Origin of the sequence: Haladaptatus sp. DJG-WS-42 (assembly GCF_037198285.1) — an archaeon.
Lineage (GTDB): Archaea > Halobacteriota > Halobacteria > Halobacteriales > Halococcaceae > QDMS2.
Genome location: NZ_CP147243.1, coordinates 2,431,113 through 2,455,397 on the forward strand (window position 1 = coordinate 2,431,113; position 24,285 = coordinate 2,455,397).

Genomic DNA, 24,285 nt, shown 5'->3' on the forward strand with positions numbered 1-24,285 from the left:
CTGCATGGACTTCAGCCTCTCCGCTGAGCAACAGCAAATCAAGGACATGGTCTCTGAGTTCGTTGACGAGGAGATTAAGCCGATTGCGGCGGACATCGACCACGACGACGAGTTCCCCGCAGACCTCGTCTCCGAGATGGGAAAACTCGGCCTGATGGGGATGCCGTTCCCCGAGAAATACGGCGGTGCAGGCCTCGACTATCACTCCTACGCGATTGGCCTCTCGGAGATTGCGCGCGGGAGCGGCGGCGTCGGCACCGTCGTCGCCGCCCACATCTCGCTCGCTGGAAACATGCTCTACGAGTTCGGCAACGAAGAACAGAAACAAGAGTACCTGACGCCGCTCGCAGAAGGCACAGACATGGGCGCGTTCGCGCTCTCTGAGGCGCAGGCGGGCAGCGACGTGCCCGCGATGGGTACCACCGCCGAGAAAGACGGCGACGAGTACGTCATCAACGGGAGTAAACTCTGGATTTCGAATGGCTCGGTCGCAGACACCGTGACGCTGTTCGCAAAGACCGACCCGGACGCCGGCAACAAGGGCATCTCCTCGTTCATCGTGCGTCCGGAGGAGGACGATGGCTTCTACGTCGAGGGTACGGAAGACAAACTCGGCGACAAGGGCTGTCCGACCGCGGAACTCCGCTTCGACGACCTGCGCATCCCCGAAGACCGCCTGCTCGGCGACGAGGGCGAAGGTTTCGTTCAGGCGCTCAAAACGTTAAACGGTGGTCGCATCACGATTGCCGCCCGCTCGATTGGGATTGCACAGGCCGCGCTTGACGAAGCACTCGACTACGCCCAAGAGCGCGAGCAGTTCGGCGGCCCAATCTCACAGTTCCAGGCGATTCAGCACAAACTCGCGGACATGGACACCAAGATTTCTGCCGCACGGATGCTCATGCACCTCGCCGCAGATAAGAAGATTCGCGGCGAGAACTTCATCAAGGAAGCCGCACAGGCGAAACTCTACGCCAGCGAAATTTCCCGCGAAGTCGCAAACGAAGGCATCCAAATCCACGGCGGCTACGGCTACACCAAGGACTTCCCCGCAGAGCGCTTCTACCGCGACGCAAAGCTGAACGAAATCTACGAAGGCACCTCTGAGGTGCTTCGCAACACCATCGCCGCCCAGTTGCTCAACTGAGGCAGAACCGATAGCTTCGACTGGGTTCGGCCGTAGCGTTTCACAATGACCGAAACGGAACTCACGGAAAACGAGATTACGGCGCAGTACTTCGAAACTGACCACGAGCGCGTGCTCACCTTCGAGAAAGGCGGCGTCACGGCCGCGATAGCCCAGAACAGAGAGGGCTACGCCATGCTCAAAGTGCGACCAACAGCGGACGGCGACGAACTCGAACGTTACTACGGCTTCGACATGGCGTTAGACCACGCCGCAGAGCTGCTCTCGGTGTCGCCCCACGACCTGCCGATTCCCGAGGCGGCGGCCGACATGGGGATGTAACGCGGCCTCTCACGATTCCTTTTCAGATATTGGGGCCTCCGGCAGGGCTTTATCTCGAACAGCGCATATGTCAACATATGACAACCGTTCGTGTTGCAGGGGTGGGTCTGACGCCGTTTGGCGAACAGCCAGAACGAACCGCCCGCGACCTGTTTGCTGAAGCCGGTCTCGCCGCAATCGACGATGCTGGGGTCGATTCCGGAGACATCGAAGCGCTCTTTTATGGCAATTTCATGGGCGAAATGGCAGAACATCAGGGTCACCAAGGCCCGCTGATGGCAGAAGCCGTCGGCCTCGACGTGCCAGCCACTCGCTACGAAGCCGCGTGTGCGTCGTCGGGCGTCGCCATGCGACAGGCCGTGCGAACCCTCAGAAACGGCGAAGCAGACGTGCTGCTCGTTGGTGGGGCAGAGCGTATGAACAACCTCGGGACGGCGGGCGCGACGGAGGCACTCGCCATCGCCGCAGACGACCTGTACGAAGTGCGCGCAGGGATGACGTTCCCCGGCGCGTACGCCCTCATGGCGCGCGCATACTTCGACGAGTTCGGCGGGACGCGCGAAGACCTCGCACACATCGCGGTGAAAAACCACGAAAACGCCCTCCCGAACGAGTACGCCCAGTTCAGAAAGGCGATTTCCGTAGACCAAGCCCTTACGGCACCCATGATCGCCTCGCCGCTTGGCTTGTTTGACGCCTGCCCAATCACCGACGGCGCAAGCGCGGTCGTCCTCGCAAGCGAGGATTACGCGAAGAACCACGACATCGAAGCGACCGTCGCCGTCACCGGCACCGGCCAAGGAGGCGACAAAATGGCGCTCCAAGACCGCGGCGACCTCGCCACCTCACCGGCCGCGGACAAGGCGGCGAAACAGGCCTACGAGGACGCAGACATCTCGGCGAAAGACGTGGATGTCGCCGAGGTGCACGACTGCTTCACCATCGCGGAAGTGCTCGCAATCGAGTCGCTCGGCTTCTTCGAACGCGGTGAAGGCATCAGTGCTGCCCGGGACGGGAAAACCACGCGAGACGGCACGCTCCCGGTCAATCTGTCTGGTGGATTAAAGGCGAAAGGCCACCCAGTCGGCGCGACCGGGACGGCACAAATCGCGGAGATGACCAAGCTCCTGCGTGGCGACCACGCCCGAAGCGACGCAATTCCCGGTGCAGACGTCGGCGTCTGTCACAACGCGGGGGGCACCGTTGGCAGTGCCGTTGTCCATGTCTTGGAGGTGGTCGAATGAGCGAGAACGTGCGCGACGCTGGGTTCGACGACCTCCTCGACGCCATCGAGGCGGACGAGGGGTTCTACCTGCGCTGTGCGAACGGCCACGGGTCGCTTCCACCGCGCCGGGCGTGCCCACATTGTGGCGACCAGCACCTGACAGAGGAGCCACTCGCCGAATCTGGGGAAATCGAGACCTATACCGTCATCAACATCACAACACCAGAGTTCGAAGAAGACACGCCCTACGTCACCGCGATTGTCGATTTCGGACCGGTTCGGCTCACCGGTCAGGTGCGTGGCATCGACCCAGACGACGTTTCGACTGGTCTCGTCGTCGGTCCAAGCATCGAACAGACCGCAACAATGGGCGAGCGACTCGTCGTGTTCCGCCCGCGTTAGGCGAACACGTTTTCGAGGACCTTCTCCGCGCGTTCGACGTGCGGCAGGAGTTTCGCGCGTTTGAACACGAACAGCGTCGCGTCCGCTTTGTTTGCCAACGCTCGTCCCTCTGAGACGGGCGAAATATCGGCGTCTGCTCCCCAGACGATGGATACGGGAATGTCGAGCGCGGCGAGCGTCTCGCCTAAGTCGATATCGCTGTCGAGTCCGCCGGAGACGAACGACGCAGGGGCGAAGCGCGCGCCCGGTTGGTGGGCGGTCTGCCACTCATACTCGGTGCGCTCGTCGGTGATTTCGGCCTCATCGTAGTAGCTGTGGTCTGCGCTGAAGTGGCGAATCGACCGTTTGGAGGCGATGAGATTGAACAGCGTCTGGCCGAGGACTGGCGCGCGAAGCAGTGATTTAACCCACGAGCGCTCGCCCATCGTCGTGGCCGTCGGGCAGATGAGAATGAGTTTCTCGCAGTCGGAATCGCCCGCGGCCTTGGCGGCGTAGGCACTCGTCAGCGAGGAAGCGACCCACGTGGCGTTTTCGGTCGTGTCTGCGGCAAAGTCGCTGACGAACGCCGTGTAGAACGCGGCGTCGTAGTCCACGGGATGACGCTCCGACAGGCCGAAGCCGGGCAGGTCGGGCGCGATGACGTGGTAGGATTCGGCGAGCGTGGAGCACAGTTCTTGCCACTCGGCGCTCGAAGCGGCGGCGTTGATGCCGTGAAGCAAGAGAAGGTCCGGGGCGGCTTCGTCGCCCGCTTCGGTGTAGGCCACGTCGAACCCGCGCCACTGGTAGGTGTGTTGGGTTCCAGAGAGGGCCGGTTCGAGGGCTGCTGCGCGCATGGCGAGATACTGGTTTGCGAGGACGGGCGAGGCGAGGGCGGTTGCTCCGGCGAGGAGACGCTTCATACGCGAAAAAACGGGCGGCGGGCGTTTAGGACTGACGGCGACCGGTGCAGTCTTCGAGCGGTTCCATGATGCGGTCTGCAATCGTATAGGGGTCTGCCTCGCGGGCGACGACCTCGTCTACGAGGCTGTCGATGCCGCCCTGTTCATCAATCTCTTTTGCGATGAGCGTCCCCATGTCGGCGCGAAGCAACGCGCGAATCTCCTCTGCGTAACGCGTCCGCGCTTTTTCGTCGAGGAGGCCGGAGGTTTCGAGGTGCTCGTAGTGGTCTTCGAGCACAGACAGGAACTCCTCGATTCCCGCACCAGTTTTGGCGACGGTTTCGACGACGAGTGGCTCCCACTCGTCATCGGAATCGCGCATGTGAATCATCTCTTTGAGTTCCTGAACCGTCCGGTCTGCGCCGTCTAAGTCGGCTTTGTTCACCACGAACACGTCGCCGATTTCGAGAATTCCGGCTTTCAGCATCTGGATGTCGTCGCCGCTCGCGGGCGGGACGAGGACGGCGACGGTGTCTGCGGTGCGGACGATGTCGATTTCGTTCTGGCCCGCGCCGACTGTTTCGATGATGATTTTGTCCTTGCCGAAGGCGTCGAGTGCTTTCACGGCGTCAGCAGTGGCCGTCGACAGCCCGCCGAGGCTGCCGCGGGCGCTCATCGACCGGAAGAACACGTCCATGTCGCCAACGGTCGACGCCATGCGGATGCGGTCGCCGAGGACGGAGCCACCGGTATAGGGCGAGGAGGGGTCGACGGCGATGACGCCGACGGTGTGCCCCTGCTCACGGTAGACCTTCGCCATCTGGTCGACGAGCGTCGATTTACCCGCACCCGGACTCCCCGTGATGCCGATGACTTCGGCGTCGCCGGTGTGGGCGTGAAGCTGCGAGATGAGCTCGCGGTAGCCCGGCGAGCGGTTCTCGATTTTCGTGATGGTGCGTGCGAGCGCCCGGTGTTTGCCAGCCAGTAGGTCGTCTACGAGACTCGCTGTTGCGTTCATGTTAGTCGCGGGCGGGGACGTTGTCGCGGACGAACGTAATCGTCTCCTCCATCGCCGCACCCGGACCGAAGACGGCGTCGACGCCGGCTTCTTTCAGCTCCTTCTTGTCCTTGTCCGGGATGATGCCGCCAACGAGAATGAGGGTGTCATCGAAGGCGTCGTACTCTTTCAGACCGGCGATGATTTTCGGGACGAGCGTGTTGTGGGCCCCAGAGAGGATGGAGATGCCGAGGACGTCGACGTCCTCTTGGACGGTCGCCTGAACGACTTCTTCGGGTGCTTTGTGGAGTCCAGAATAGATGACCTCGAACCCGGCGTCGCGGAAGGCACGGGCGATGACGTGCGCCCCACGGTCGTGACCGTCGAGTCCAACTTTCGCTACGAGACACCGAATCGGTCGCTGTGATTGCTCTGTACTCATGGTGAATCATTCTGTATCGGGCAATTTTACTCTACCGGAACCGACATCCGGTGGTCGGAATGAGCCAAAATTCCACGGACGGCAAGCTTCAGGGGGCGTGCAGTGCGAGCGTGTGCCACTCGAGAAGCCACAAACGCAAAGACACATAGCCTCCGCGTCGTTACACACGGCCAATGGCCACCGCCAGCGGAACCTCCTGGGCAAAGGAGAATCCCCGAACGCTCACCATCGTGTTGTCGATCGTCGGCTACGCCCTCGTCATCGGCGTGTTCGCGGGCGCAATCGACATCTTCCCGCAGATTAGCAACGAGACGGTCATCCTGCTCTCTGACATGATTGCCGTCATCAACTCTGCGGCGCTCATCGCGCTGCTCGCCGGATGGCGCTTCATCAAGCGCAACGAGATTCAAAAACACCGCGCGGCAATGCTCACCTCGTTCGCGCTCATCTTGCTGTTCCTCGTCGTCTACCTGCTCAAAGTCGGCGGCGGGTTCGAGAAGGCGTTTGTCGGCCCCGAACTGGTGAAAATCGCCTACCTCATCATGCTCGCCGTCCACATCCTGCTTTCCGTAGTCTCGGTTCCCGTCGTCATCTACGCCGTCGTGCTCGGGCTGACCCATACCCCAGAGGAACTTAAACGGACGAACCACGCGAAAATCGGCCGTATCGCTGTCGCGGCGTGGACGCTCAGCCTCGGACTCGGCATCGTCACCTACCTCCTGCTCAACCACATCTACGCGTGGGAGCCGCTCCACCGCGGCGCACTGTTCGTGGTACCGACCCTCGGCCTGCGCCGTCCGTGACACGTCCACGCACGGCTTATCTTCTTCGCCACCCTAACCACAGGTAAAGGCATCGGGGCCCGCCGCCTCGGTGTCCCTCCCATGACGCACAATCACACCTACGAAACGCTGTACAGTGAGACGATTCCTTCTGTCGTGTCGCTGTACGTCCTCCACGGCGGGCGCTACAACGGTTCCGGGTCTGGGTTCGTCTACGACGTCGTCGATGGCACCGGGCACATCGTCACGAACCAACACGTCGTCACCATCGCGAAGGAAGTCGATATTCGCTTCAGCGAGGGCGACTGGCGGGTCGGAAAAGTCATCGGCAAAGACGCCTATACCGACCTCGCCGTCGTCGAAGTCGCAGACCTCCCAGAGTACGCAACCCCACTCCCCATCGCCAGCGAGAACCCCCGACCCGGCCAACCCGTCGCCGCACTCGGCAACCCAATGGGACTCGAAGGCTCGATTACCGCGGGCCTCGTGAGCGGCGCGAACCGCTCGATGATAACCCAAGACGGCTTCTCGATTCCCGATACCGTCCAGACCGACGCCCCCATCAACCCCGGCAACAGCGGCGGCCCGCTCGTCACGCTCGCGGGCGAAGTCGTCGGCGTGAACCGGGCGCGCGGGGGCGACAACATCGGCTTCGCCATCTCCGCAGAAATCGTCAATCGCGTCGTTCCCGAACTCATCGAAAATGGCGAGTACCGCCACTCGTATCTCAAGGTTCGCACCATCGATGTGTCGCCGACGATTGCGGAGGCGAACGACTTAGCCCACCCAGAAGGCGTCCTCGTCGCGGATGTGAGCCTCGGCCCGGCGAGCGGTGCGCTCATCGGCTGTCACGCCACGAAAGAGATTCGCGGCCAAGAAGTGCCCGTCGGCGGCGACATTATCGTCGGCGTGAACGGCCACTCCATTAGCTCCCACGAGCAACTGATGCGCTACCTGATTCTCGAAACCCGCCCGGACGAACCACTCACCGTCGAGATTATCCGGGACGGAGAACGCCTCACCGAGTCGATTACGCTCGGCACGCGCCCGAAACCCGCCCGCCGGATTTCGGTCGCCTGAGCACTCAGTCCGTCGTCGGGATGAGCACCGCGCCAACGGCGAAGATGACGACGGCGAGCACCGAGAGAATGACGAACGATTCTATCCACGCTGTTGACCCGCCGCTCACTGGTGCGTAGGTGACTGCGCGAACGCCACGGGCGAAGTAGGTGAGCGGCGAGATGTCCATGACCGGCCGGAACCACGCGGGCAGCAAGTCCGGCGTGATAAACGTCTCTGAGAGAAACAGCAGTGGCAGGGCAATCCCGTTACTCGCCGCGATGACGCCGTCCTGCGAGCCAGCGGTGCTCCCGAGAATCGCCCCGAGGCCACAAAAGAGCGCCACGCCCACCGCGAGGAACGGGATGATGATGGGTGAGAGAACGATGTCCGCACCGGTCGTGAGCAGGATGATACCGAGCAACAGGAGCGCGGCGATGCCGATGATGACGACGTTCACGAGCATCTGTCCGGCGAGCCACTCCCAGCGTCTGAGTGGGGTCGTCGCCAGCTTTTCGAAGCGGTTGCCCTCGCGATGGCGGGCGACTTCACTCCCAACCCGCGAGAGCGGGGTGAACAGCACGACGACGGCGAGGTAGCCCGGCACGTAGTAGCCTGCGGGCTCTGCGAACAGGCCGCCGCCGGTCGGCTGGGTTTGGACAAGTGCGCCGAAGATGAGTACGAGCAACGCCGGGAAGAAGAACGTGAAGAACACGGCCGTTCGACGCCGGGTAAAGGAGCGCCACGCAGCGACGAACTCGGCCGAGACACGGCTAACGGCGCTCATTGGGCCATCTCCACTTTCTCGTCGTCGTCGGCAAACGCAGCGCCGGTGAGTCGGAGATACACGTCTTCGAGCGTGGGTTGACTCCACGACAGGGCGTCGTAAGTGACCCCGCGTGCTTCGAGTTCTGTGACCACGTCGCCGATTGCTTCGGGGGGCACGTCGAAGATGGTGAGTTGGTTCTGGCTCGCTTCGACGCGATACCCCGACCCCGCGAGGTCGGCGGTTTTGACGCTCGTCTCGAAGGTGAGGCGACTCTCACCGCCGTGTTCTGCAACGAGCTCGCTTGGTGAACCGACTTCGACGAGTTTCCCCGCAGAGAGCAAGCCGACTCGGTCTGCGAGTCGGTGGGCTTCCTCCATGTAGTGAGTCGTGAGGAAGATGGTGGTTCCCGAGGCGACGAGGTCTTCTAACAGGTTCCAGAGGTCGCGGCGTCCCGCCGGGTCGATGCCCGTCGTCGGTTCGTCGAGGAACAGGAGGTCGGGGTCGTTTACGAGCGAGATGGCGACACAGGTGCGCCGTTGTTGCCCGCCCGAGAGATTTTCGTACCACGTGTTCGCTGCTCCCTCGATGCCGACCAACGCGAGCAGGTCGTCGGGGTCGTTCGAGTCGTCGTAGAGGCCCGCGTAGTATTCGAGTAGCTCTCTGGGTGTGAGGCGCTCCGGTGGGTCGAACGACTGGGGGAGCACGCCGATGCGCGCGTGGTCTACCGCGTCGGGTGGGCTTCCGAACAGCGAAACGGTTCCCTCCGCGTCGGTGGTTCCGGTCAGGGCGCGCACGAGGGTGGTCTTGCCCGCGCCGTTCGGCCCGATGAGCGCGAACACCTCCCCTTCGGCCACAGAAAGCGAGACGCCGTCGAGAGCGACCGTGTCGCCGTATCGACGTCGGACGTCCTCGCAGACGAGTACGTCGGTCATACGTAACCCCACTCCCGTCCCTGTCGTAAGGGGTTCGATTTAGAAAATGTGCGTGCGACAGGCGCGCACGATGGAATCTACGTCGTACTCGTCGTCGGCCTTGTCGTAGACCACTTCGCCGTCAACCGTCACACGGAGGACGCCGTGGTCGCCCATGCGGAGGGTGAGGGTATCGAGATACCCTTCAAACGAGGTGCAAATCGCGTGTTGCAACTCCTCTGCCCGCGGGAGGTAGCCACAGGGGACGCAGTAGGTGATTTCAACGTCGGTCATACTCGAAAAACGAAGTTCGCACGGTTAGGCTCACCGCCCGAACGGTCGCCAATAAAGCAAGCCCACGGTGAGCACGAAGATGGCCGTCGAAAGGCCGTAGGACTGCACCGTGACCGCGCCCGCAATGGCCGTCCCGCCACCAACGAAGCCACTGATAATCGAAGCGAGGATGGGCCACGAACAGGAGACACACGACAGCAGGCCAAGGATGCCCGTAATCGCCGAACTCGCCGCGTCGATGACCGTCGCGTAGACGAGGTAGGCGAGCGCGAGGTAGCCAAGCAAGTTGTACGGCATGAGGGCGAACCGGAGGGTTTCGCCGCCGTAGAGGAGCGCGGGACTCCAGCCTGGCGGAATCGACAACACGGCGAGGCGCAGGCCGGTCGGTTCGAGGCCCGCCGCCGGGCCAACGATGCCGCCTGCAATCGCAAGGATGACGAAGTAGCCAACTGCGACCCCCTTGGCGAGCCGTCTGTGCTCGGGGCTCGTCGGCGCGGGTTTGGTGCGCACGAGCGCCCAGAGCGCGACATTAATCCAAACGAACGGGTAGACGTAGTACTTCGCTGAGGCCAGCGTCGGCTCGACGGCAGAGAACTGGAGGTACGCGGCGATGAGGAGCAGCTCGGTGTTGACGAGCAACGCGCCCCACAGCAGTGTTGACTGGCGCGGGCGCGGCAGGCTGAAAGTACGGTTGGTGAGACTCATAGGACGAGGGCGTCGACGATGATGGCGAGCAGCAGCATCCCGAGGTAGGCGTTCGATGCGTGGAACGCGCGGAACGCCGCGCCGGTGGTGCGCTCGCGGTGGAGCCGGACAACCGCCCAGAGGAACACGCCGCCGAGCGAGACGGTCGTGAGCGCGTAGAGCCACCCGAGCGTGGTCACGGTTCCGAGGACGCTCGCGCCGATAAGCGTGGCCGCGAGATACCAGAGAATGTGTTTTCGGGTGAGCGCGTCACCGCGCACGACGGGCATCATCGGGAACCCGCCGCGCGCGTAGTCGTCCTTGTACGCCAGCGCGAGGTTGTAGAAATGCGCTGGCGTCCAGAGGAAGATGACGCCCGCGAGCGCGAGGCCGGGGAGGCCGATGTCGCCGGTGACGGCGGCCCAGCCGATGAGTGCCGGAAGCGCCCCTGCCGCTCCGCCGAGCACGGTGTTCTGGACGGTGTTCGGCTTGAGGATGAGCGTGTAGATGACGCTGTAAAACAGGATTGCGGTGAGGCCGAGAGCGGCCACGAGCAGGTTGACCTGTGCGAACACCCACAGCGAGATGCCAGTGAGCGCGAAGCCGAAGATGAGCGCGTTGCGGACGGGCACTTGGTGGGTGGCGAGCGGGCGCTTTGCCGTGCGCTCCATCTTCTGGTCGATGTCGCGCTCTAAGACGTGATTGAACGTGCCGCTCGCACCAATCGAGAGTACGCCGCCAGTAAGGGTGTACACGACCGTTTGAATGCTGAGTCCGGGGCCGGAGGCGAGCGCCATGCCCGCGGCGGCGACGAGGGCGAGCAGCCACATGAGCCGCGGTTTCATGAGTTGGAAGTACGCCCAGATGGTCGCCTTCGCGCGGGCGGCGAGCGGGCGGTCTTTGAGCGGTGTGACGGCCTCCGGCGACCGCGCTGGTTCCGGGTCGTCAGCTTCGTGTGGCTCATTGTCGAACGCGGCGGTCTCTTCTTCTAACGTCCACGCGAGCGCAACGACGATGCCGGTGAAAATGCCCATCCCAACGAGGAGGTGGGCGGTCGGGAGCGTGCCGACGCCGCCGGAGTTGGCAACGAGCGCGCCGATGCCAACCTGCAGCGGATAGAGCGCAAGGACGCCGACAAGTGCGCCTTTGACGCGGCGCGAAGCCGACCCGCGCAGGCCGCGGACGACGGCGAGCAAGACGAGCAGGCCAACGAGTGCGGCGACGAGGCGGTGAGAAAGGGCGACGAGAAGGGCTGGGTCAGAAAAGTCGAGTGGGCGGCCACAGACGGGCCAGCCGGAACATGCGGCGGCCGCGTCGGTGAGCGACGCGGTTGCGCCGACGACCACCAGCAAGTAGACACCCATCGCTGCACCGGTGAGCAGCGTCGTAAACTTGGGAACGGTGGAGTCGGCCACGATAACGTAACCTCTTAGCCGTCTGTTCCATGCGAGCCTATTTATTCCCCGCGCTTTCAGCGCACGGAGAGGGGAAAGTTAGGTATTTATGCCCCTCTTTCTAAGCCCAACCAAGGATGAATTACAAGCGCATCGGGTTCGGGACCCTGCTCTCCGTGGCGCTTCTTGCGTTGGCTGTCGAACCAGTGGCAGCACAAGAGGCAACATCGGTAACACGGGGGCTTATCGATGGGTTGAACAGCAAACTCCTGTTCGTCGCGATTCCGATTACGATTCTGACCGAAGGAATCCTCATTTACACCGTCTACAAATTCCGTAAATCGGAGGAACCGAAGCCAACCCAGGAGAACCGCCGCCTCGAAATCACGTGGACCGTCGCAACCGCGATTATCCTCCTGTTCGTGGGTGTTGCCTCCTACCAAGTGCTCGGAAACGAGTTCGTCACCACGCCGGAAGACCAGATAGACAACATCCCAGAAGACAATGCCGTCGTCGTTGAGGTCACCGCCCAGAAGTACTTCTGGACGTTCCACTACCCACAACACGACGTGAACGCCTCTGACACGATGGTCATCCCATCCGACCGGCCGGTGTATCTCAAGATAACATCCACAGACTGGTTGCACGCCTTCCACGTGCCGGGACTCGGGCTCAAACAGGACGCGTTCCCAGGCGAATCACACACCCTCAAAACGAAGGTGAACCCGTCCGGTGAAGGCACGTACCAGCTCTACTGTGCAGAGTACTGTGGGGTTGGCCACTCGGCGATGCTCGGCGAGGTCAACGTCACCGACGGCGAAACGTACGACCAGTGGATTGAGAACCAGCAGGCAGCCGCTGAGTCAGAATCCGGTGGCAACAACACGACGGCTGGCTCAAACAACACGACCGCCAGCAACAACACCACCGCGAAACTCGCGGCATAATCTCCGTTCTTCTCTGTTTATCGCACTGGTGAGCAACTGCGCTATCGCTCGTCGTTCGTGTGCACTGGCCGTGTCTGACAGCCTGTACTAGTCGCGGTATTTGGTTCTCGGATTCGTTTTCGTGGCTCCAACTTGGCTGCGCTCCGCCGCGCTCCATCTGCCCACATGACGCGGTGGTACACCACAACCCACACGCCAGCCACTGCCTGTCAGCTCCCGGTGGCTCTGATAGACTCGTACTGCGACAGAACACTGGCGTGGCTGTCAGCGCGCTCGCTCTTGGTGTGCGCTGTTGAGTCGCAACCACTCCGTGTTCGATGGGCGACCCACGGTCCGACGACGTGCCTCACAATAGCCAGCGTCGTACACATTCTCTCTGCGCCCCTTCCGCGTGCGCTCGATTCTGAGTGTCCTGCTGGACCATCGAGACGCCACACTGTGTGCAGGGGCAATAGCTACGAGCCACGTTTTGCACTCCACAGTTTGGCAGTATCGCACTCCCGGCAGGTCGTCAAAACAGTCGCAGCTGCTCGCCTGAGTGTTGCTGGTGAAAAGTGGAACGCAGGTTAGATCGAGTACACTGCGCCGACGTACAGTACGACGACGAGGAAGACCCACACTGCGTCAACGAAGTGCCAGTACATGGAGACCGTCGAAACTGACACGTGCCGGTCTGCGCTGTACTGTCCCTTGAGTCCACGCACGAAGACGATGCCGATGAGGACGGCACCGAGCGAAACGTGCAGGCCGTGCAGGCCGGTCAGGCCGAAGAAGGCGCTCGCGAACACGCCTTCGGTGAGGGTGAACCCTTCGACAACGATGAACTCGTAGTACTCGTACACCTGCCCGCCAAGGAACACAATCCCGAGCAGGAGGGTTGCGCCGAGCAGTTGGAGGAACCGCGTGCGGTTGCCCTTCCGGAGCGCGACGTGCGCGTAGTGGAGAGTGACACTGCTCACGAGGAGCAGTGCGGTGTTCGCGATGACGAGTGTGCCGAGGAACCCATGTGGGATGTGCTCCGGCGGCCACACGCCTGCGCGGATGAAGAAGTAATAAACGAACCCTGCGCCGAAGGTTGCGACTTCTGTCCCGAGGAACGACACCATCCCGAGGCGCAGGCCTTTGCTGTGGCCGTCTCCATCCCAGAAGTTGACGACGAAGGCGTGATACAGCCAGCCGTACAGCCCGGCAAGGAAGAGGAACGTGCTCGCGACGAACACGCCCGGTCCGGCCATCGGGTCAACGAATGCATTTTCGCCCCGGGCGAGCACGAACAGGGCCGCGCCAACGTACAATCCAGCTCCGCCGAGGGCGGTGATAAACGGCCACCAACTTGCCTCGCCGAACCCACGTGGCCAGTCCTCGACCGCGGGGAGGTGGTGGTGACCACCATGGTCATCCGATGCGTCTTCTACGCTCATGGTCGGACGTTTACAGTGGAATACCAAAAACCCTCCCAACCGCATCCGCCGGTAACTGTTTTCGGAAAGTACAGGTTCGTGCCCAGACTACCGCCGGTAAATGAGCGACCGCACCCCGAACACAGGTCGCAGCCTGCTCCGTCGGGCCACCCTTGCCCTCCTCACGCTCACGCTCTTTGCTGACCGTGCACTCGCTCACGGTGGGAGCCTTCGCGCCGCGACCCCAGAACAACTCGCCATCCCGACGTGGCTCTTTCTCCTCACTGGTGGCGGCGTGGTCGGTGCGTCGTTCTTGCTCGCGAGCTTCGTCACGAACCGAGCGTTCATCAACGCCGTACACGACTGGCACCGACGCCTCGCCGTCCCGCGCGCCACCTTGGCCGCGGGAACACTCAGGTTCATAGGCGTGCTTGGCCTTCTCGCCGTGCTCGTCGTGGGATTTATCGGCCCGCAGTTTCCCCTCGGCAATCTCGCCATCCTCACCGTCTGGGTTGGCTGGTGGGCGGGCTACACCATCTCCGTCTACCTCGTTGGCAACACGTGGGAGACGCTCAACCCGTGGCGGACGATTGCAGCGGTCCTTCCGACGGTTGGCGCGACCTACCCCGACCGCTTTGGTGCGTGGCCGAGCGTCGCCGGGTTGCTCGCCCTCGTCTGGCTCGAAGTCGTGAGTCCGCTCGCAGACCAAGCCTCCCTTCTCGCAACGGTCGTCCTCGGCTACACCGTCGTCACGCTCGCGGGAGCCATTGTCTATACGCCGGACAAATGGTTTTCGACGGTTGACCCCGTCTCGCGCGTGTTCACGTACTACGGGCGAGTCGCCCCACTCAGACGCACCGACGACGGGCTCAAACTCCGTCTTCCCGGCGCGGCGCTCTCGGACACCCGGTTCGTAGACGGTGCAGACGAGGTTGCCTTCGTCATCGCCCTGCTCTGGGTCACGACCTACGACGGATTCGTCACCACGCCCGCGTGGACAGACCTTGCGACGTGGCTCGTAAACCTTGGTGTTCCTGCTTCCCTGCTCTACCCAGCCGCGTTGTTTGCGGGGTTCGGCGTCTTCCTCGGTGCGTACCGCACGGCGACCCGCCGGAGCATCGGTTTCGCAGAAACGTACCTCCCGGCGCAGACGCTTGCAACCAGATTCGCGCCGTCGCTGCTCGCCATCGCCGCTGGCTACCACCTCGCGCACTTCCTTGGCTACTTCCTCTCGCTGTCGCCCGCGCTTGTGACCGTCGCGTTCTCCCCGTTTTCCCCACCGGCGAACGTGCCCGTGATTCCGCTCCCGGGATGGTTCGGCGGCCTCGCGCTCACGTTCGTGCTACTTGGCCACCTCGTCGCGATTTGGGTGGCCCACGCGACCGCCTACGACCTGTTTCCTTCCCGGTTGCAAGCCATCAGGAGCCAGTACCCCTACATCGCTGTGATGATGTTCTACACGATGGTTAGCCTCTGGATTGTTGCTGAACCAGACCTCACACCCCCATTCCTATGACCGACGACGCACCCATTTCGTGTCCGTACTGTGACCAGCGATTTGCTCGCGAACAGTGGCAAGCGCTCCATCTCGGGCTCGACCACAGCGACGTGTTGTCCGAAAAAGAACGCGAAGCCGTCGCTGTCGCCCGCGAAGAAGAAGTAGCCGACCTGAAAACGTTCCGCCTGAAGGCGCTCGCCGCGCTCGTGTTCCTCTACTTTGGGTTTCTCTTTGCCTACTCGCTTTTCGCCTGAGGCGAGTTCCGATGCCCCTTTCTATCGCCACTTCATACGCCCGGCCATGGACGAACAACCGGGATTGAGCGACCAGTACAGCCGTGCCAGCCCGTGGCCGGTGTTCGTCGCCCTCGGCCTCGCGCTCTCTGAGGTCGGTATCGTCATGGCGCTGTTCCCCCTCGCCGTCGGTGGCCTCCTGCTGTTTGCGGGAAGTGTGACCGGCATTTTACAAGAATCAGATTACGTGCAGTCACCGTGGCCACTGCTCTCTGGCTTTGGAGTTCTCCTGCTCGTCCTCGGCGGCGGCCTCATGCTCTCACAGGCGGCTGCATCCACGCCTGACGCCATCCTCTCTGCCGTAAGCGAGATGAATGGACTTGTCTTCCGTGGCCTGTCGATTTTCCTCTCCGGAATCATTCTCGCCATCCTCGGCGTCGTCGGGAAGGTCGTAGAACCGACTCGGTTCTAAGCCGAAAACCAACAATCTATTTATTCCGGTGGCCATAGCATCTCCCAACAATGACCGAGCGCCTCTTCGACCGTGACACGATGCTCGACCTCACGGTGAACATGATTCCGATGGGTATTATCCTGTTTTTCATTATCGGGTTCGCCGTCTTCAACCCGTTTGGCTTCGACCTCGAAAAATCGAGCCTCCAGTACGCGCTTCTCATCGCCCCGTTCGCGGCGATGGCGGTGTTGACCTACTACGCGGGGAAGGCAATCGCAACCGGCGAGCGCGAAATCGAGAACGATGCGAACATGGACAACCCGTACGAAACGCACTAACGGTCGTCACACGCTGTTGTTTTCGGTAGTCGCCTGCTGAGCCACGCAACCGACACGCTGACACACGTTCTCACAGCGTGTGTGAGACACGGAAATTACGACGTATTTTGCCGGGTTAATCGTCACCCGCGGACGCGGAACCTAACCATTCTTTACCCTGTGGTTCCGAGGGTCGGACATGGCTACTGGACAGTTAGCATTGACGGTGCTGATGGGGGTGTTCCTCATCGCCGTCGCTGCCTGGCTCTCTCGCGTCGAAGATTGGCGCTCGTATGCTCCGCTATCGGGTGGCGGCGGCTACGGGAGGGAGACGGGCACCGCTCACGAAGAGAAGCCTGCGGGACTTATCCGCTGGCTGACCACGGTTGACCACAAAGACATCGGGATTCTGTACGGACTCTACGGGACGATTGCCTTCATCTGGGGCGGTCTCGCGGTCCTGCTCATGCGCGTAGAACTTGCCTCGCCAGCACAGGACGTCATCGAGATGTCCTTCTACAACGGCTTGCTCACGAGTCACGGCATCACGATGCTGTTCCTGTTCGCAACGCCCATCATCGCGGCGTTCTCGAACTACTTCATCCCGCTGCTGATTGGCGCAGACGACATGGCGTTCCCACGCATCAACGCCATCGCCTTCTGGCTCCTGCCACCGGCGGCCGTGCTCATCTGGGCTGGCTTCTTCTTAGACCCACTCACGGGTGGCCAGATTCAAGCCGCACAGACGAGCTGGACAATGTACACGCCGCTGTCCGCAGAACAGGCCAATCCCGGTGTTGACCTGATGCTTCTCGGGTTGCACTTATCTGGGGTTTCTGCGACCATGGGGGCGATAAACTTCATCGTCACCATCTTCACAGAACGTAATAACAAGGTCAACTGGGCCAACCTCGACATCTTCTCGTGGACGATTCTGACCCAGTCCGGTCTCATCCTGTTCGCGTTCCCACTGCTCGGCAGCGCGCTCATCATGCTGTTGTTAGATCGTAATTTCGCCACGACGTTCTTCACCGTCGGCGGCGGTTCACCGATTCTCTGGCAACACCTGTTCTGGTTCTTCGGCCACCCAGAAGTGTACATCCTCGTCCTCCCACCGATGGGGATGGTCAGCTACATCCTGCCGAAGTTCGCCGGACGGAAGCTGTTCGGCTTCAAGTTCGTCGTCTACTCGACGCTCGCCATCGGCGTGCTCTCGTTCGGTGTGTGGGCCCACCACATGTTCTCGACGGGTATCGACCCACGCCTGCGTGCCTCGTTCATGGCCGTCTCATTGGCCATTGCGATTCCGAGCGCCGTCAAGACCTTCAACTGGATTACCACCCTTTGGAACGGGAAACTCCGGATGACCGCACCGATGCTGTTCTGCATCGGGTTCATCTCGAACTTCATCATCGGCGGGGTCACGGGCGTCTTCCTCGCAGCGGTTCCGGTTGATCTCGTGCTCCACGACACCTACTACGTCGTGGGTCACTTCCACTACATCGTGATGGGCGTCATCGCGTTCGGTGTGTTCGCCGCGGTGTACTACTGGTTCCCAATCTACACCGGTCGGATGTACCAGCGCACGCTCGCAAAGTGGCACTTCTGGCTCGTTATGGTCGGGACGAACCTGACGTTCTTTGGCATGCTCATCCTCGGCTACCTCGGCATGCCGCGGCGCTACGCCACCTACGACTTCAACCCGGCAATCACGCCGATGCAGGCAATCACGGCACTCCACCAGCTTGCAACCCTCGGCGCGTTCATCCTCGCGATTGGCATGGCCATCTTCGTCTGGAACATCGTCATGTCGTGGATAGAAGGCCCAATCGTCGAAGACGGCGACCCATGGAGCCTCAAGGAGACCAACCAGCACGGCCACGAATGGCACTGGCACGAAAACCGCGTCAACCGCTCCATCGTCGCTGCTGACGGCGGCGAGGAAGAAGTAGCAACTGACGGCGGCGAAGACGAATAACCCGGTAGCGACTTTTGTTTTTTACGTGTTCACCGCTCTGAGCAGTGAGCACTGTCGAAAAAATCGAGTGATTGGACGCCGGTACTAGAACATAACGAGGACGAACCCACCGAGGAACATCAACGCGGCTATCGCGCCGAGAATGAGCATCAACAGCTCTTTGTCGGACATACTCGGCGTTGACACCGCGAGGTCAAAAGGCTAATCGTCGGCGATTCCTAAACCGGGATATGGGAAAGACGCAGACATTCACCGGCGGTCGGCGCGTCGTCCTCACCATCTACGTCGTCGTCGTGGCTATCGCGGCGCTCACAGGGCTGATTCTCGGCACCTTCGTCGAAGGAAATCTGCTCGCGCCAAAATTCCTCGGCCTCATCGAGTTCCCCGCAACCCCGCTCGGGCTCGCCGCCTACGGCGCGCTGACGCTTGCAACCGTTCTCGGCGTCCTTCTCGGGTTGGTCATCTACGTCTCAGATCGCTACGCAGAGTAACCTATCCTTGTCCGACCATCGAATCTTGGTCGTCCCACTCCTTCTTGCGCAGTTCGTATTTTTGCACCTTCCCGGTCGCCGTCGTCGGGAGCGCATCCACGAATTCGACGGTGTGGACGACTTTGTAGCCCGCGAGCCGTTCGCGACAGAAGGATTCGATATCTTCGACGGTGACGCCGGGGTTATCCGGGTCGCCGTTTGCAGGGACGATGAACGCCTTTGGCGTCTCGCCCCACTTCTCGCTTGGCGCGGGAATCACGGCGACGTCGGCGATGGCGTCGTGGTCGAACAGCGTGTCTTCGAGTTCAATCGAGGAGATGTTCTCCCCGCCGGAGATGATGATGTCCTTCTTGCGGTCTTGAATCGAAATCATACCGTGTTCGTCCACAACCGCGAGGTCGCCCATGTGGTAGTAGCCCTCGACGCGGTCTGAGAAGGCTTCTGCAGTCTCCTCGGGCTTGTTCCAGTAGCCTTCCATGATTTGATTGCCGCGGACGACGACTTCGCCGAGCGTTTCGTCGTCCCACGGCACGTCCTCGCCGTCTGCGTCCACGACGCGGATTTCGGTGCCGAGATAGCCAATGCCTTGGCGCTTCTTGAAGCGAAAGCGGCCGTCATTGTCGTCATCGAAGAAGCTCCCGAAGTCGGAGGTGGTGATGAGCGGACCCGTCTCGGTCGCGCCGTAGACGTGCATTAAGTACCAGCCGAACTCGTCCTCAACGACACGAAGGGTTGCCTCTGGCGGTGCGCTTCCGGCGGTGGCGACGCGCACGTCGTTGTCACCGACCGTCTCTGGCTCTGCCTCGTCGTAGTACTCCATCAGCAAATTGAGCACCGTCGGCGCGGCGCACATGTACGAGACGTTCTCCTCGCGGACGGTGTCGAAAATCCCCTCGGCGTCGATGCCACGGGTACAGATGTGGCGCGCGCCGTTGCCGGTGATGGCGAAGATGTGTCCCCAGCCATTTGCGTGGAACATCGGGAGCGTCCAGAGGTAGACGTCCTCGTCTGCGATGCGCTGGTGGTAGCTGATGAGATAGGCGTGGAGCGTCTCACAGCGATGGGTGCGCATCACGCCCTTCGGGTCGCCGGTCGTCCCGGAGGTGTAGTTGATGGTGATGACTTCGTCTTCTGCCATCTCGGGGCGGTCGTACTCACTCGATTCGGCGATAACGTCGTCGAACTCCTCCCAATCACCCTCCACCGCAGCCGCGTCGTTGGTGATGAAAATCTCGGTGGGGATGTCGTCGCGTATCTCCTCGATTTGCTCGGTGTACGCGTGGTCTGCATAGATGGCTTTCACGCCCGCGTCGTTCAGGATGTACTCAAACTCGCGGGGGACGAGCCGATAGTTGAGCGGCGTGTGCACCCCGCCGAGTTGCATGATGCCGTAGGCCGCTTCGAGGTGGTAGTGCGTGTTCGGGTCGAGGACAGCCACGCGGTCGCCCTTTTCGACCCCGCGAGCCTGCAAGGCCGCGGAGAAGCCGTCTGCCCGGTCACCAATCTCGGCGTAGGTCAGTCGCTCCCCCGTGGTAGCGATGACCCCTTCTTTGTCTCCGTAATAGGTTCGTGCCCTATCTAAAAACTCGGTGACGAGTAGCGGTTTTTCCATATGTCATGATAAAATTAGGGAAACCACTGATAGGTTTTTCGCCCGCGGCAGATGTTTAGTCTTACCAGCCTGCGAGATTATTCCAATAAAACGGACGTTGAGAAATTTCGGCTACTCTGACTTGAGCTGGTCACGGATTTTCTCCGGGACCGAGGGGTCGCGGAGCGTCGTGGTGTTGCCGAGTTCTTCGTCGTTCGAGATGTTTTCGAGCAAGCGACGCATGATTTTCCCGGAGCGCGTTTTCGGCAGGTCGTCGACGAAGAGGACGTTTGCCGGTCGGGCGAACTTCCCAATCTCTTCTTCGACCGCGCCGACGATGCGTTGGCGCACGTCGTCGCCCGCTTCGATACCCTCTCTGAGGATGACGTACACGTCCGGCACTTCACCCTTTGCCTCGTCCTTGCGCGAAACAACAGCGGCTTCGGCCACGTCTTCGACTTCTGCGACGGCGCTTTCGAGTTCCATCGTCCCGAGGCGGTGGCCCGCGACGTTCATCACGTCGTCCAACCGCCCGAGGATGCGGAAGTAACCGTCGCGCTCGTGGACCGCACCGTCACCGGCTTTGTACATCCAGTCGCGCCAGTCGTCTGAATCGGTGTCAGAGAAGTCAGCCCAGTAGGTGCTGATGAAGCGTTCGTCGTCGCCGTACACCGTCTGGAGCATGCCGGGCCACGGCCGGGTGATGACGAGGTTTCCGGCCTGTCCCGTCGCCGGTTCGAGGAGGTCGCCACTGTCGTCTACGAGCGCGGGTGTGATGCCGGGACAGCCAACGCCCGCGCTGCCGGGTTTCATGTCCTTGAGCGCCGGGAGGTTCGTGATGAGGTGGCCGCCGGTCTCCGTTTGCCACCACGTGTCTACGATGACGGCCTCCTCGTTGCCGACGTACTTGTAATACCAGAGCCACGCTTCCGGCTGAATCGGCTCACCGACCGTCGTCATGTGCCGAAAGGAGAAGTCGTAGTCTTCGAGATACTGCTCGCCCCACTTCATGAACATCCGAACCGCGGTCGGCGAGGTGTGGAACACGTCCACGTCGTACTTCTCTGCAATCTCCCACGTGCGACTCTTGTGCGGGAAGTCGGGTGCGCCTTCGTACATCACCGAAGTCGTCCCGAGCGCAAGCGGGCCGTAGACGATGTACGTGTGACCGGTAATCCAGCCAATGTCTGCCATACACCAGTAGGTGTCTTCGGGTTTGATGTCGAGGACGTACTTCGAGGTGCCCGCGGCGTAGGCGAGATAGCCGCCTGTCCGGTGTTGACAGCCCTTTGGCTGGCCTGTCGTCCCCGAGGTGTACATCAAGAACAGCGGGTCTTCTGCGTCGCGGGAAACAGGGGCGACGCGCGCTCCGCGGTGGTCTTCGAGGAGGTCTTCGACGTGGAGGTCGCGGCCGTCTTCGAGTTCCACGTCCGGGTGCAACTCGTCCTCGCGCGTCCAGACGAGGACGTTCTCGACGTCGTGGTCTGCGAGTTCCATCGCCTCGTCTGCTTTCTGCTTGTGGTTGAGCAGCTCACCGCGGCGGTAGTAGCCGTCGATGGTGACGACGTAATCTGAGTTTGCGTCATCGACGCGGTCTGCGAGTGCTTGTGCCGAGAAGCCGCCGAACACCTCGCTGTGGGGTGCGCCAATCCGCGCGAGTGCGAGCATCGTGACTGGCAGGGCTGGAACCATCGGCATGTGGAGCGTGACGATGTCGCCCTCTTTGACGCCGACCTCGCGCAGCAGCGACGCAAACTCGTTTACCTCGCGGTAGAGGTCTTGATACGAGATGTTTCGCTGCTCGCCGTCTTCGCCCTCCCAGAGCAGTGCCGTCTGGTTCTTTCGCTCATCGAGGTGGCGGTCGATACAGTTGTACGAGGCGTTCAGTTTCCCACCGGTGAACCATTTGAAAAACGGCGGGTTGCTCCCGTCGAACACCTCGTCCCACGGTTCGTCCCAGTCAAGGAGTTCTGCGTACTCGGCGAACGCGTCTGGATACCCCTCGTCAAATCGGTCGTAAATCTCGGGGTCGGTCTGATTCGCCTGACCGACGAACTTCGGAGACGGTCTGAAATAGTCCTGTTCTCGGAGTCGTGCCTCAAGTGCCTGTGAAGAATCCTTCGTCATATGGTGCCACCGTTCACCCGAAATTGGGGACACGGTGTCATAGTTCTACCGTCCGAGTAACATATGAACGGAAACTGGGATGAAAATTTCGAGAGGCCGGTGAATATCCGCGTGCGGCGTTCGAATTACGATTCACACACCGCGCCCGATAAATATGTTTACTATTGGATAGTTGAGCGAAAAGAAGCGCCACAATATCGCCCACACGTGGGTGAGCGGTCCCAACTTATGCGAGACCGATTTTCTCCGAGTATGCGCCGTAGTGCTGTTTGAACACGTCCATAATCTCGCCCATTGTGACGTAGGCTTTCACCGCGTCGATGATGGCTGGCATCACGTTCTCGCCGTTTTCGATCGCCTCGTCGAGCGCGGAGAGCGTGGCTTCGACTTCTTCGTCGTCGCGTTCGTCTTTGACCGCTGCAAGTCGGGCAAGCTGTTTTTCTTGGACCTCGTCGGAGACGTGGAGCAGTTCCGGTTCGACTTCCTCGTCGAGTTTGTACTTGTTCACGCCGACGACGATTTCCTCGCCCTTGTCCACGCGCTTTTGGTACTCGTAGGACGATTCTTGAATCTCGCGCTGGAAGTAGCCTTGGTCGATGCCTTCGAGGACGCCGTCGCGCACCGAGCCATCGCCCATCTCTTTGATGTGCGTAATGTACTCCATCGTCTTTGCTTCCATCTCGTCGGTGAGCGATTCGACCGCAAAACTGCCACCGAGCGGGTCGATAATGTCTGCTGCACCCGACTCATCTGCGATGATTTGCTGGGTACGAAGTGCGACGCGGACGGCTTCTTCAGAGGGCAGCGCAAGCGCCTCGTCGTAGCTGTTGGTATGCAGGCTCTGGGTGCCACCGAGCACGCCAGCGAGCGCCTGAATCGTCGTCCGGATGATGTTGTTGAGTGGCTGTTGGGCCGTGAGGCTCTGGCCTGCGGTCTGGGTGTGGAACTTGAGTTGCTTGCTCGCGTCGAGTTCTGCGCCGTACCACTCACTCATGACGTGGGCGTAGATGCGGCGGGCGGCGCGATACTTCGCAATCTCCTCGAAAAACGAGTTGTGCGAGTTGAAGAAAAAGGAGAGTTGTGGCGCGAAGTCGTCCACGTCGAGACCGCGGTCCATCGCGTCTTCGACGTAGGCGAAGCCGTCTGCGAGCGTGAAGGCGAGTTCTTGGACGGCGGTCGAACCGGCCTCACGGATGTGGTAGCCCGAGATGGAGACAGGCTTCCACTTTGGCGTCTCTTCTGCCGCGAACTCGATGGTGTCGGTCACGACATCAAGCGACGGCGCGGGTGGGATGACCCACTCTTTTTGCGCGATGAACTCTTTGAGCATGTCGTTTTGCAAGGTGCCCCGAACCTGGTCGCGTGGGACGCCCTGTTTGTCTGCAAGCGCAATGTACATCGCGTAGATGACGGCGGCGCTTGGGTTGATGGTGAAACTCGTAGACACCTCATCGACGCGAATACCGTCGAATAGAATCTCCATATCCCGAAGTGTGTCCACGGCCACGCCCTCTTTGCCAACCTCGCCGTCACTCATCGGGTGGTCTGAGTCGAGCCCCATGAGCGACGGCATGTCAAACGCCGTCGAGAGCCCAGTTTGCCCCTCTTTGATGAGGTAGTGGAAGCGTTCGTTCGTCTCTTCTGCAGTGCCGAACCCGGCGAACTGGCGCATCGTCCACGTCCGGCCGCGGTACATCGTCGGGTAGACGCCACGGGTAAACGGTGCTTCGCCCGGCATGCCGAGGTCGTCTGCGAAGTCGATGTCTGCAACGTCGTCGGGCGTGTAGAGGTTGTCCACCTCGAGGTTCGAGACCGTCGCAAACCGGTCTTTGCGCTCGCCGTAGGCGGAGAGGACGGGTTCTAAGGTGTCGTCCTCCCAGCGGTCGCGCGACTCACGAATTTTTTCGAGGTCGGCATCGTCGTACATACTCGTAGGTCTGTCCG

At 61.4% G+C, this 24,285-nt stretch carries 25 protein-coding genes; 13 read left to right on the top strand and 12 right to left on the bottom strand.

What is annotated here, in order from left to right:
* Nucleotides 1-4: 4 nt before the first annotated feature.
* The 4 genes from V5N47_RS13205 to V5N47_RS13220 all read left to right on the top strand — a co-directional run bounded on the left by V5N47_RS13205 (nt 5) and on the right by V5N47_RS13220 (nt 3,095).
* A complete protein-coding gene (locus tag V5N47_RS13205; RefSeq protein ID WP_338728155.1) occupies nt 5-1,147 on the top strand; it encodes an acyl-CoA dehydrogenase in 1,143 nt (380 codons plus the stop codon).
* Nucleotides 1,148-1,192: 45 nt separating this feature from the next.
* On the top strand, nt 1,193-1,468 hold the full coding sequence (locus tag V5N47_RS13210; RefSeq protein ID WP_338728156.1) for a hypothetical protein: 276 nt from the start codon (nt 1,193-1,195) through the stop codon (nt 1,466-1,468).
* Nucleotides 1,469-1,545: 77 nt separating this feature from the next.
* On the top strand, nt 1,546-2,712 hold the full coding sequence (locus V5N47_RS13215) for a thiolase domain-containing protein (RefSeq protein ID WP_338728157.1): 1,167 nt from the start codon (nt 1,546-1,548) through the stop codon (nt 2,710-2,712).
* Complete coding sequence (locus V5N47_RS13220) at nt 2,709-3,095, top strand: OB-fold domain-containing protein (RefSeq protein ID WP_338728158.1); 387 nt, start codon at nt 2,709-2,711, stop codon at nt 3,093-3,095. The genes V5N47_RS13215 and V5N47_RS13220 overlap by 4 nt, the downstream gene beginning before the upstream one ends.
* Here the strand turns inward: V5N47_RS13220 and V5N47_RS13225 are convergent.
* The 3 genes from V5N47_RS13225 to V5N47_RS13235 are packed head-to-tail and all read right to left on the bottom strand — an operon-like array spanning nt 3,092 to nt 5,412.
* Nucleotides 3,092-3,994, bottom strand: a complete 903-nt coding sequence (locus V5N47_RS13225; protein WP_338728159.1) for an alpha/beta fold hydrolase — start codon at nt 3,992-3,994, stop codon at nt 3,092-3,094. The two genes, V5N47_RS13220 and V5N47_RS13225, sit on opposite strands and share 4 nt — an antisense overlap.
* Before the next feature lie 25 nt (nt 3,995-4,019).
* Nucleotides 4,020-4,991: a methylmalonyl Co-A mutase-associated GTPase MeaB gene (gene meaB, locus V5N47_RS13230; RefSeq protein WP_338728160.1), complete on the bottom strand. Its 972-nt coding sequence runs from the start codon at nt 4,989-4,991 to the stop codon at nt 4,020-4,022.
* A gap of 1 nt (nt 4,992) precedes the next feature.
* The gene (locus V5N47_RS13235) at nt 4,993-5,412 is read right to left on the bottom strand and encodes a cobalamin B12-binding domain-containing protein (RefSeq protein ID WP_338728161.1); all 420 of its coding nucleotides are present in this window, start codon (nt 5,410-5,412) and stop codon (nt 4,993-4,995) included.
* A gap of 173 nt (nt 5,413-5,585) precedes the next feature.
* Here V5N47_RS13235 and V5N47_RS13240 point away from each other — a divergent pair, with 173 nt between their 5' ends.
* Nucleotides 5,586-6,215 carry a DUF420 domain-containing protein gene (locus V5N47_RS13240; RefSeq protein ID WP_338728163.1) on the top strand — a complete coding sequence of 210 codons (630 nt, stop codon included), beginning with the start codon at nt 5,586-5,588 and terminating at the stop codon, nt 6,213-6,215.
* A gap of 81 nt (nt 6,216-6,296) precedes the next feature.
* Nucleotides 6,297-7,274 (top strand): trypsin-like peptidase domain-containing protein, encoded by a 978-nt coding sequence (locus V5N47_RS13245; RefSeq protein ID WP_338728164.1) that lies wholly within the window; start codon nt 6,297-6,299, stop codon nt 7,272-7,274.
* Nucleotides 7,275-7,278: 4 nt separating this feature from the next.
* Here the strand turns inward: V5N47_RS13245 and V5N47_RS13250 are convergent, their stop codons facing one another.
* From V5N47_RS13250 to V5N47_RS13270, 5 genes are read right to left on the bottom strand one after another with little or no spacing between them, the layout of a single operon-like run.
* Nucleotides 7,279-8,040, bottom strand: coding sequence for an ABC transporter permease (locus V5N47_RS13250; RefSeq protein ID WP_338728165.1), 762 nt, complete (start codon nt 8,038-8,040; stop codon nt 7,279-7,281).
* Nucleotides 8,037-8,954 (bottom strand): ABC transporter ATP-binding protein, encoded by a 918-nt coding sequence (locus V5N47_RS13255; RefSeq protein ID WP_338728166.1) that lies wholly within the window; start codon nt 8,952-8,954, stop codon nt 8,037-8,039. Before V5N47_RS13255 ends, V5N47_RS13250 begins: the two co-directional genes overlap by 4 nt.
* A 39-nt stretch (nt 8,955-8,993) precedes the next feature.
* Complete coding sequence (locus V5N47_RS13260) at nt 8,994-9,227, bottom strand: Rdx family protein (RefSeq protein ID WP_338728167.1); 234 nt, start codon at nt 9,225-9,227, stop codon at nt 8,994-8,996.
* A 30-nt stretch (nt 9,228-9,257) separates the two neighbouring features.
* A complete protein-coding gene (locus V5N47_RS13265; protein WP_338728168.1) occupies nt 9,258-9,932 on the bottom strand; it encodes a hypothetical protein in 675 nt (224 codons plus the stop codon).
* A complete protein-coding gene (locus V5N47_RS13270) occupies nt 9,929-11,326 on the bottom strand; it encodes a heme o synthase (protein ID WP_338728169.1) in 1,398 nt (465 codons plus the stop codon). Before V5N47_RS13270 ends, V5N47_RS13265 begins: the two co-directional genes overlap by 4 nt.
* A 116-nt stretch (nt 11,327-11,442) precedes the next feature.
* On the opposite strand from V5N47_RS13270, the gene coxB reads away from it, so the two are divergent.
* Nucleotides 11,443-12,252 carry a cytochrome c oxidase subunit II gene (coxB, locus tag V5N47_RS13275; RefSeq protein WP_338728171.1) on the top strand — a complete coding sequence of 270 codons (810 nt, stop codon included), beginning with the start codon at nt 11,443-11,445 and terminating at the stop codon, nt 12,250-12,252.
* A gap of 566 nt (nt 12,253-12,818) precedes the next feature.
* On the opposite strand, the gene V5N47_RS13280 is transcribed toward coxB, so the two are convergent.
* Nucleotides 12,819-13,673, bottom strand: coding sequence for a heme-copper oxidase subunit III (locus V5N47_RS13280; protein WP_338728172.1), 855 nt, complete (start codon nt 13,671-13,673; stop codon nt 12,819-12,821).
* 100 nt (nt 13,674-13,773) lie between these two features.
* Between V5N47_RS13280 and V5N47_RS13285 the strand changes: the two genes are divergently transcribed.
* From V5N47_RS13285 to V5N47_RS13310, 6 genes are all read left to right on the top strand, one after another.
* Complete coding sequence (locus V5N47_RS13285; RefSeq protein ID WP_338728173.1) at nt 13,774-15,168, top strand: hypothetical protein; 1,395 nt, start codon at nt 13,774-13,776, stop codon at nt 15,166-15,168.
* A complete protein-coding gene (locus tag V5N47_RS13290; RefSeq protein WP_338728174.1) occupies nt 15,165-15,404 on the top strand; it encodes a C2H2-type zinc finger protein in 240 nt (79 codons plus the stop codon). Before V5N47_RS13285 ends, V5N47_RS13290 begins: the two co-directional genes overlap by 4 nt.
* A gap of 46 nt (nt 15,405-15,450) precedes the next feature.
* Complete coding sequence (locus V5N47_RS13295; RefSeq protein WP_338728175.1) at nt 15,451-15,855, top strand: cox cluster protein; 405 nt, start codon at nt 15,451-15,453, stop codon at nt 15,853-15,855.
* A gap of 50 nt (nt 15,856-15,905) precedes the next feature.
* Nucleotides 15,906-16,175, top strand: a complete 270-nt coding sequence (locus V5N47_RS13300) for a DUF6684 family protein (RefSeq protein ID WP_338728177.1) — start codon at nt 15,906-15,908, stop codon at nt 16,173-16,175.
* Nucleotides 16,176-16,353: 178 nt separating this feature from the next.
* A complete protein-coding gene (gene ctaD, locus V5N47_RS13305) occupies nt 16,354-18,132 on the top strand; it encodes a cytochrome c oxidase subunit I (RefSeq protein WP_338728178.1) in 1,779 nt (592 codons plus the stop codon).
* A 230-nt stretch (nt 18,133-18,362) separates the two neighbouring features.
* Complete coding sequence (locus V5N47_RS13310) at nt 18,363-18,623, top strand: cox cluster protein (protein WP_338728179.1); 261 nt, start codon at nt 18,363-18,365, stop codon at nt 18,621-18,623.
* A gap of 1 nt (nt 18,624) precedes the next feature.
* Here the strand turns inward: V5N47_RS13310 and V5N47_RS13315 are convergent, their stop codons facing one another.
* The 3 genes from V5N47_RS13315 to V5N47_RS13325 form a co-directional block, all read right to left on the bottom strand.
* Nucleotides 18,625-20,235 (bottom strand): long-chain-fatty-acid--CoA ligase, encoded by a 1,611-nt coding sequence (locus V5N47_RS13315; protein WP_338728180.1) that lies wholly within the window; start codon nt 20,233-20,235, stop codon nt 18,625-18,627.
* Nucleotides 20,236-20,346: 111 nt separating this feature from the next.
* Nucleotides 20,347-22,341, bottom strand: coding sequence for an acetate--CoA ligase (gene acs, locus V5N47_RS13320; RefSeq protein WP_338728181.1), 1,995 nt, complete (start codon nt 22,339-22,341; stop codon nt 20,347-20,349).
* Nucleotides 22,342-22,567: 226 nt separating this feature from the next.
* Nucleotides 22,568-24,268 carry a methylmalonyl-CoA mutase family protein gene (locus tag V5N47_RS13325; RefSeq protein ID WP_338728182.1) on the bottom strand — a complete coding sequence of 567 codons (1,701 nt, stop codon included), beginning with the start codon at nt 24,266-24,268 and terminating at the stop codon, nt 22,568-22,570.
* Between the last annotated feature and the right edge of the window lie 17 nt (nt 24,269-24,285).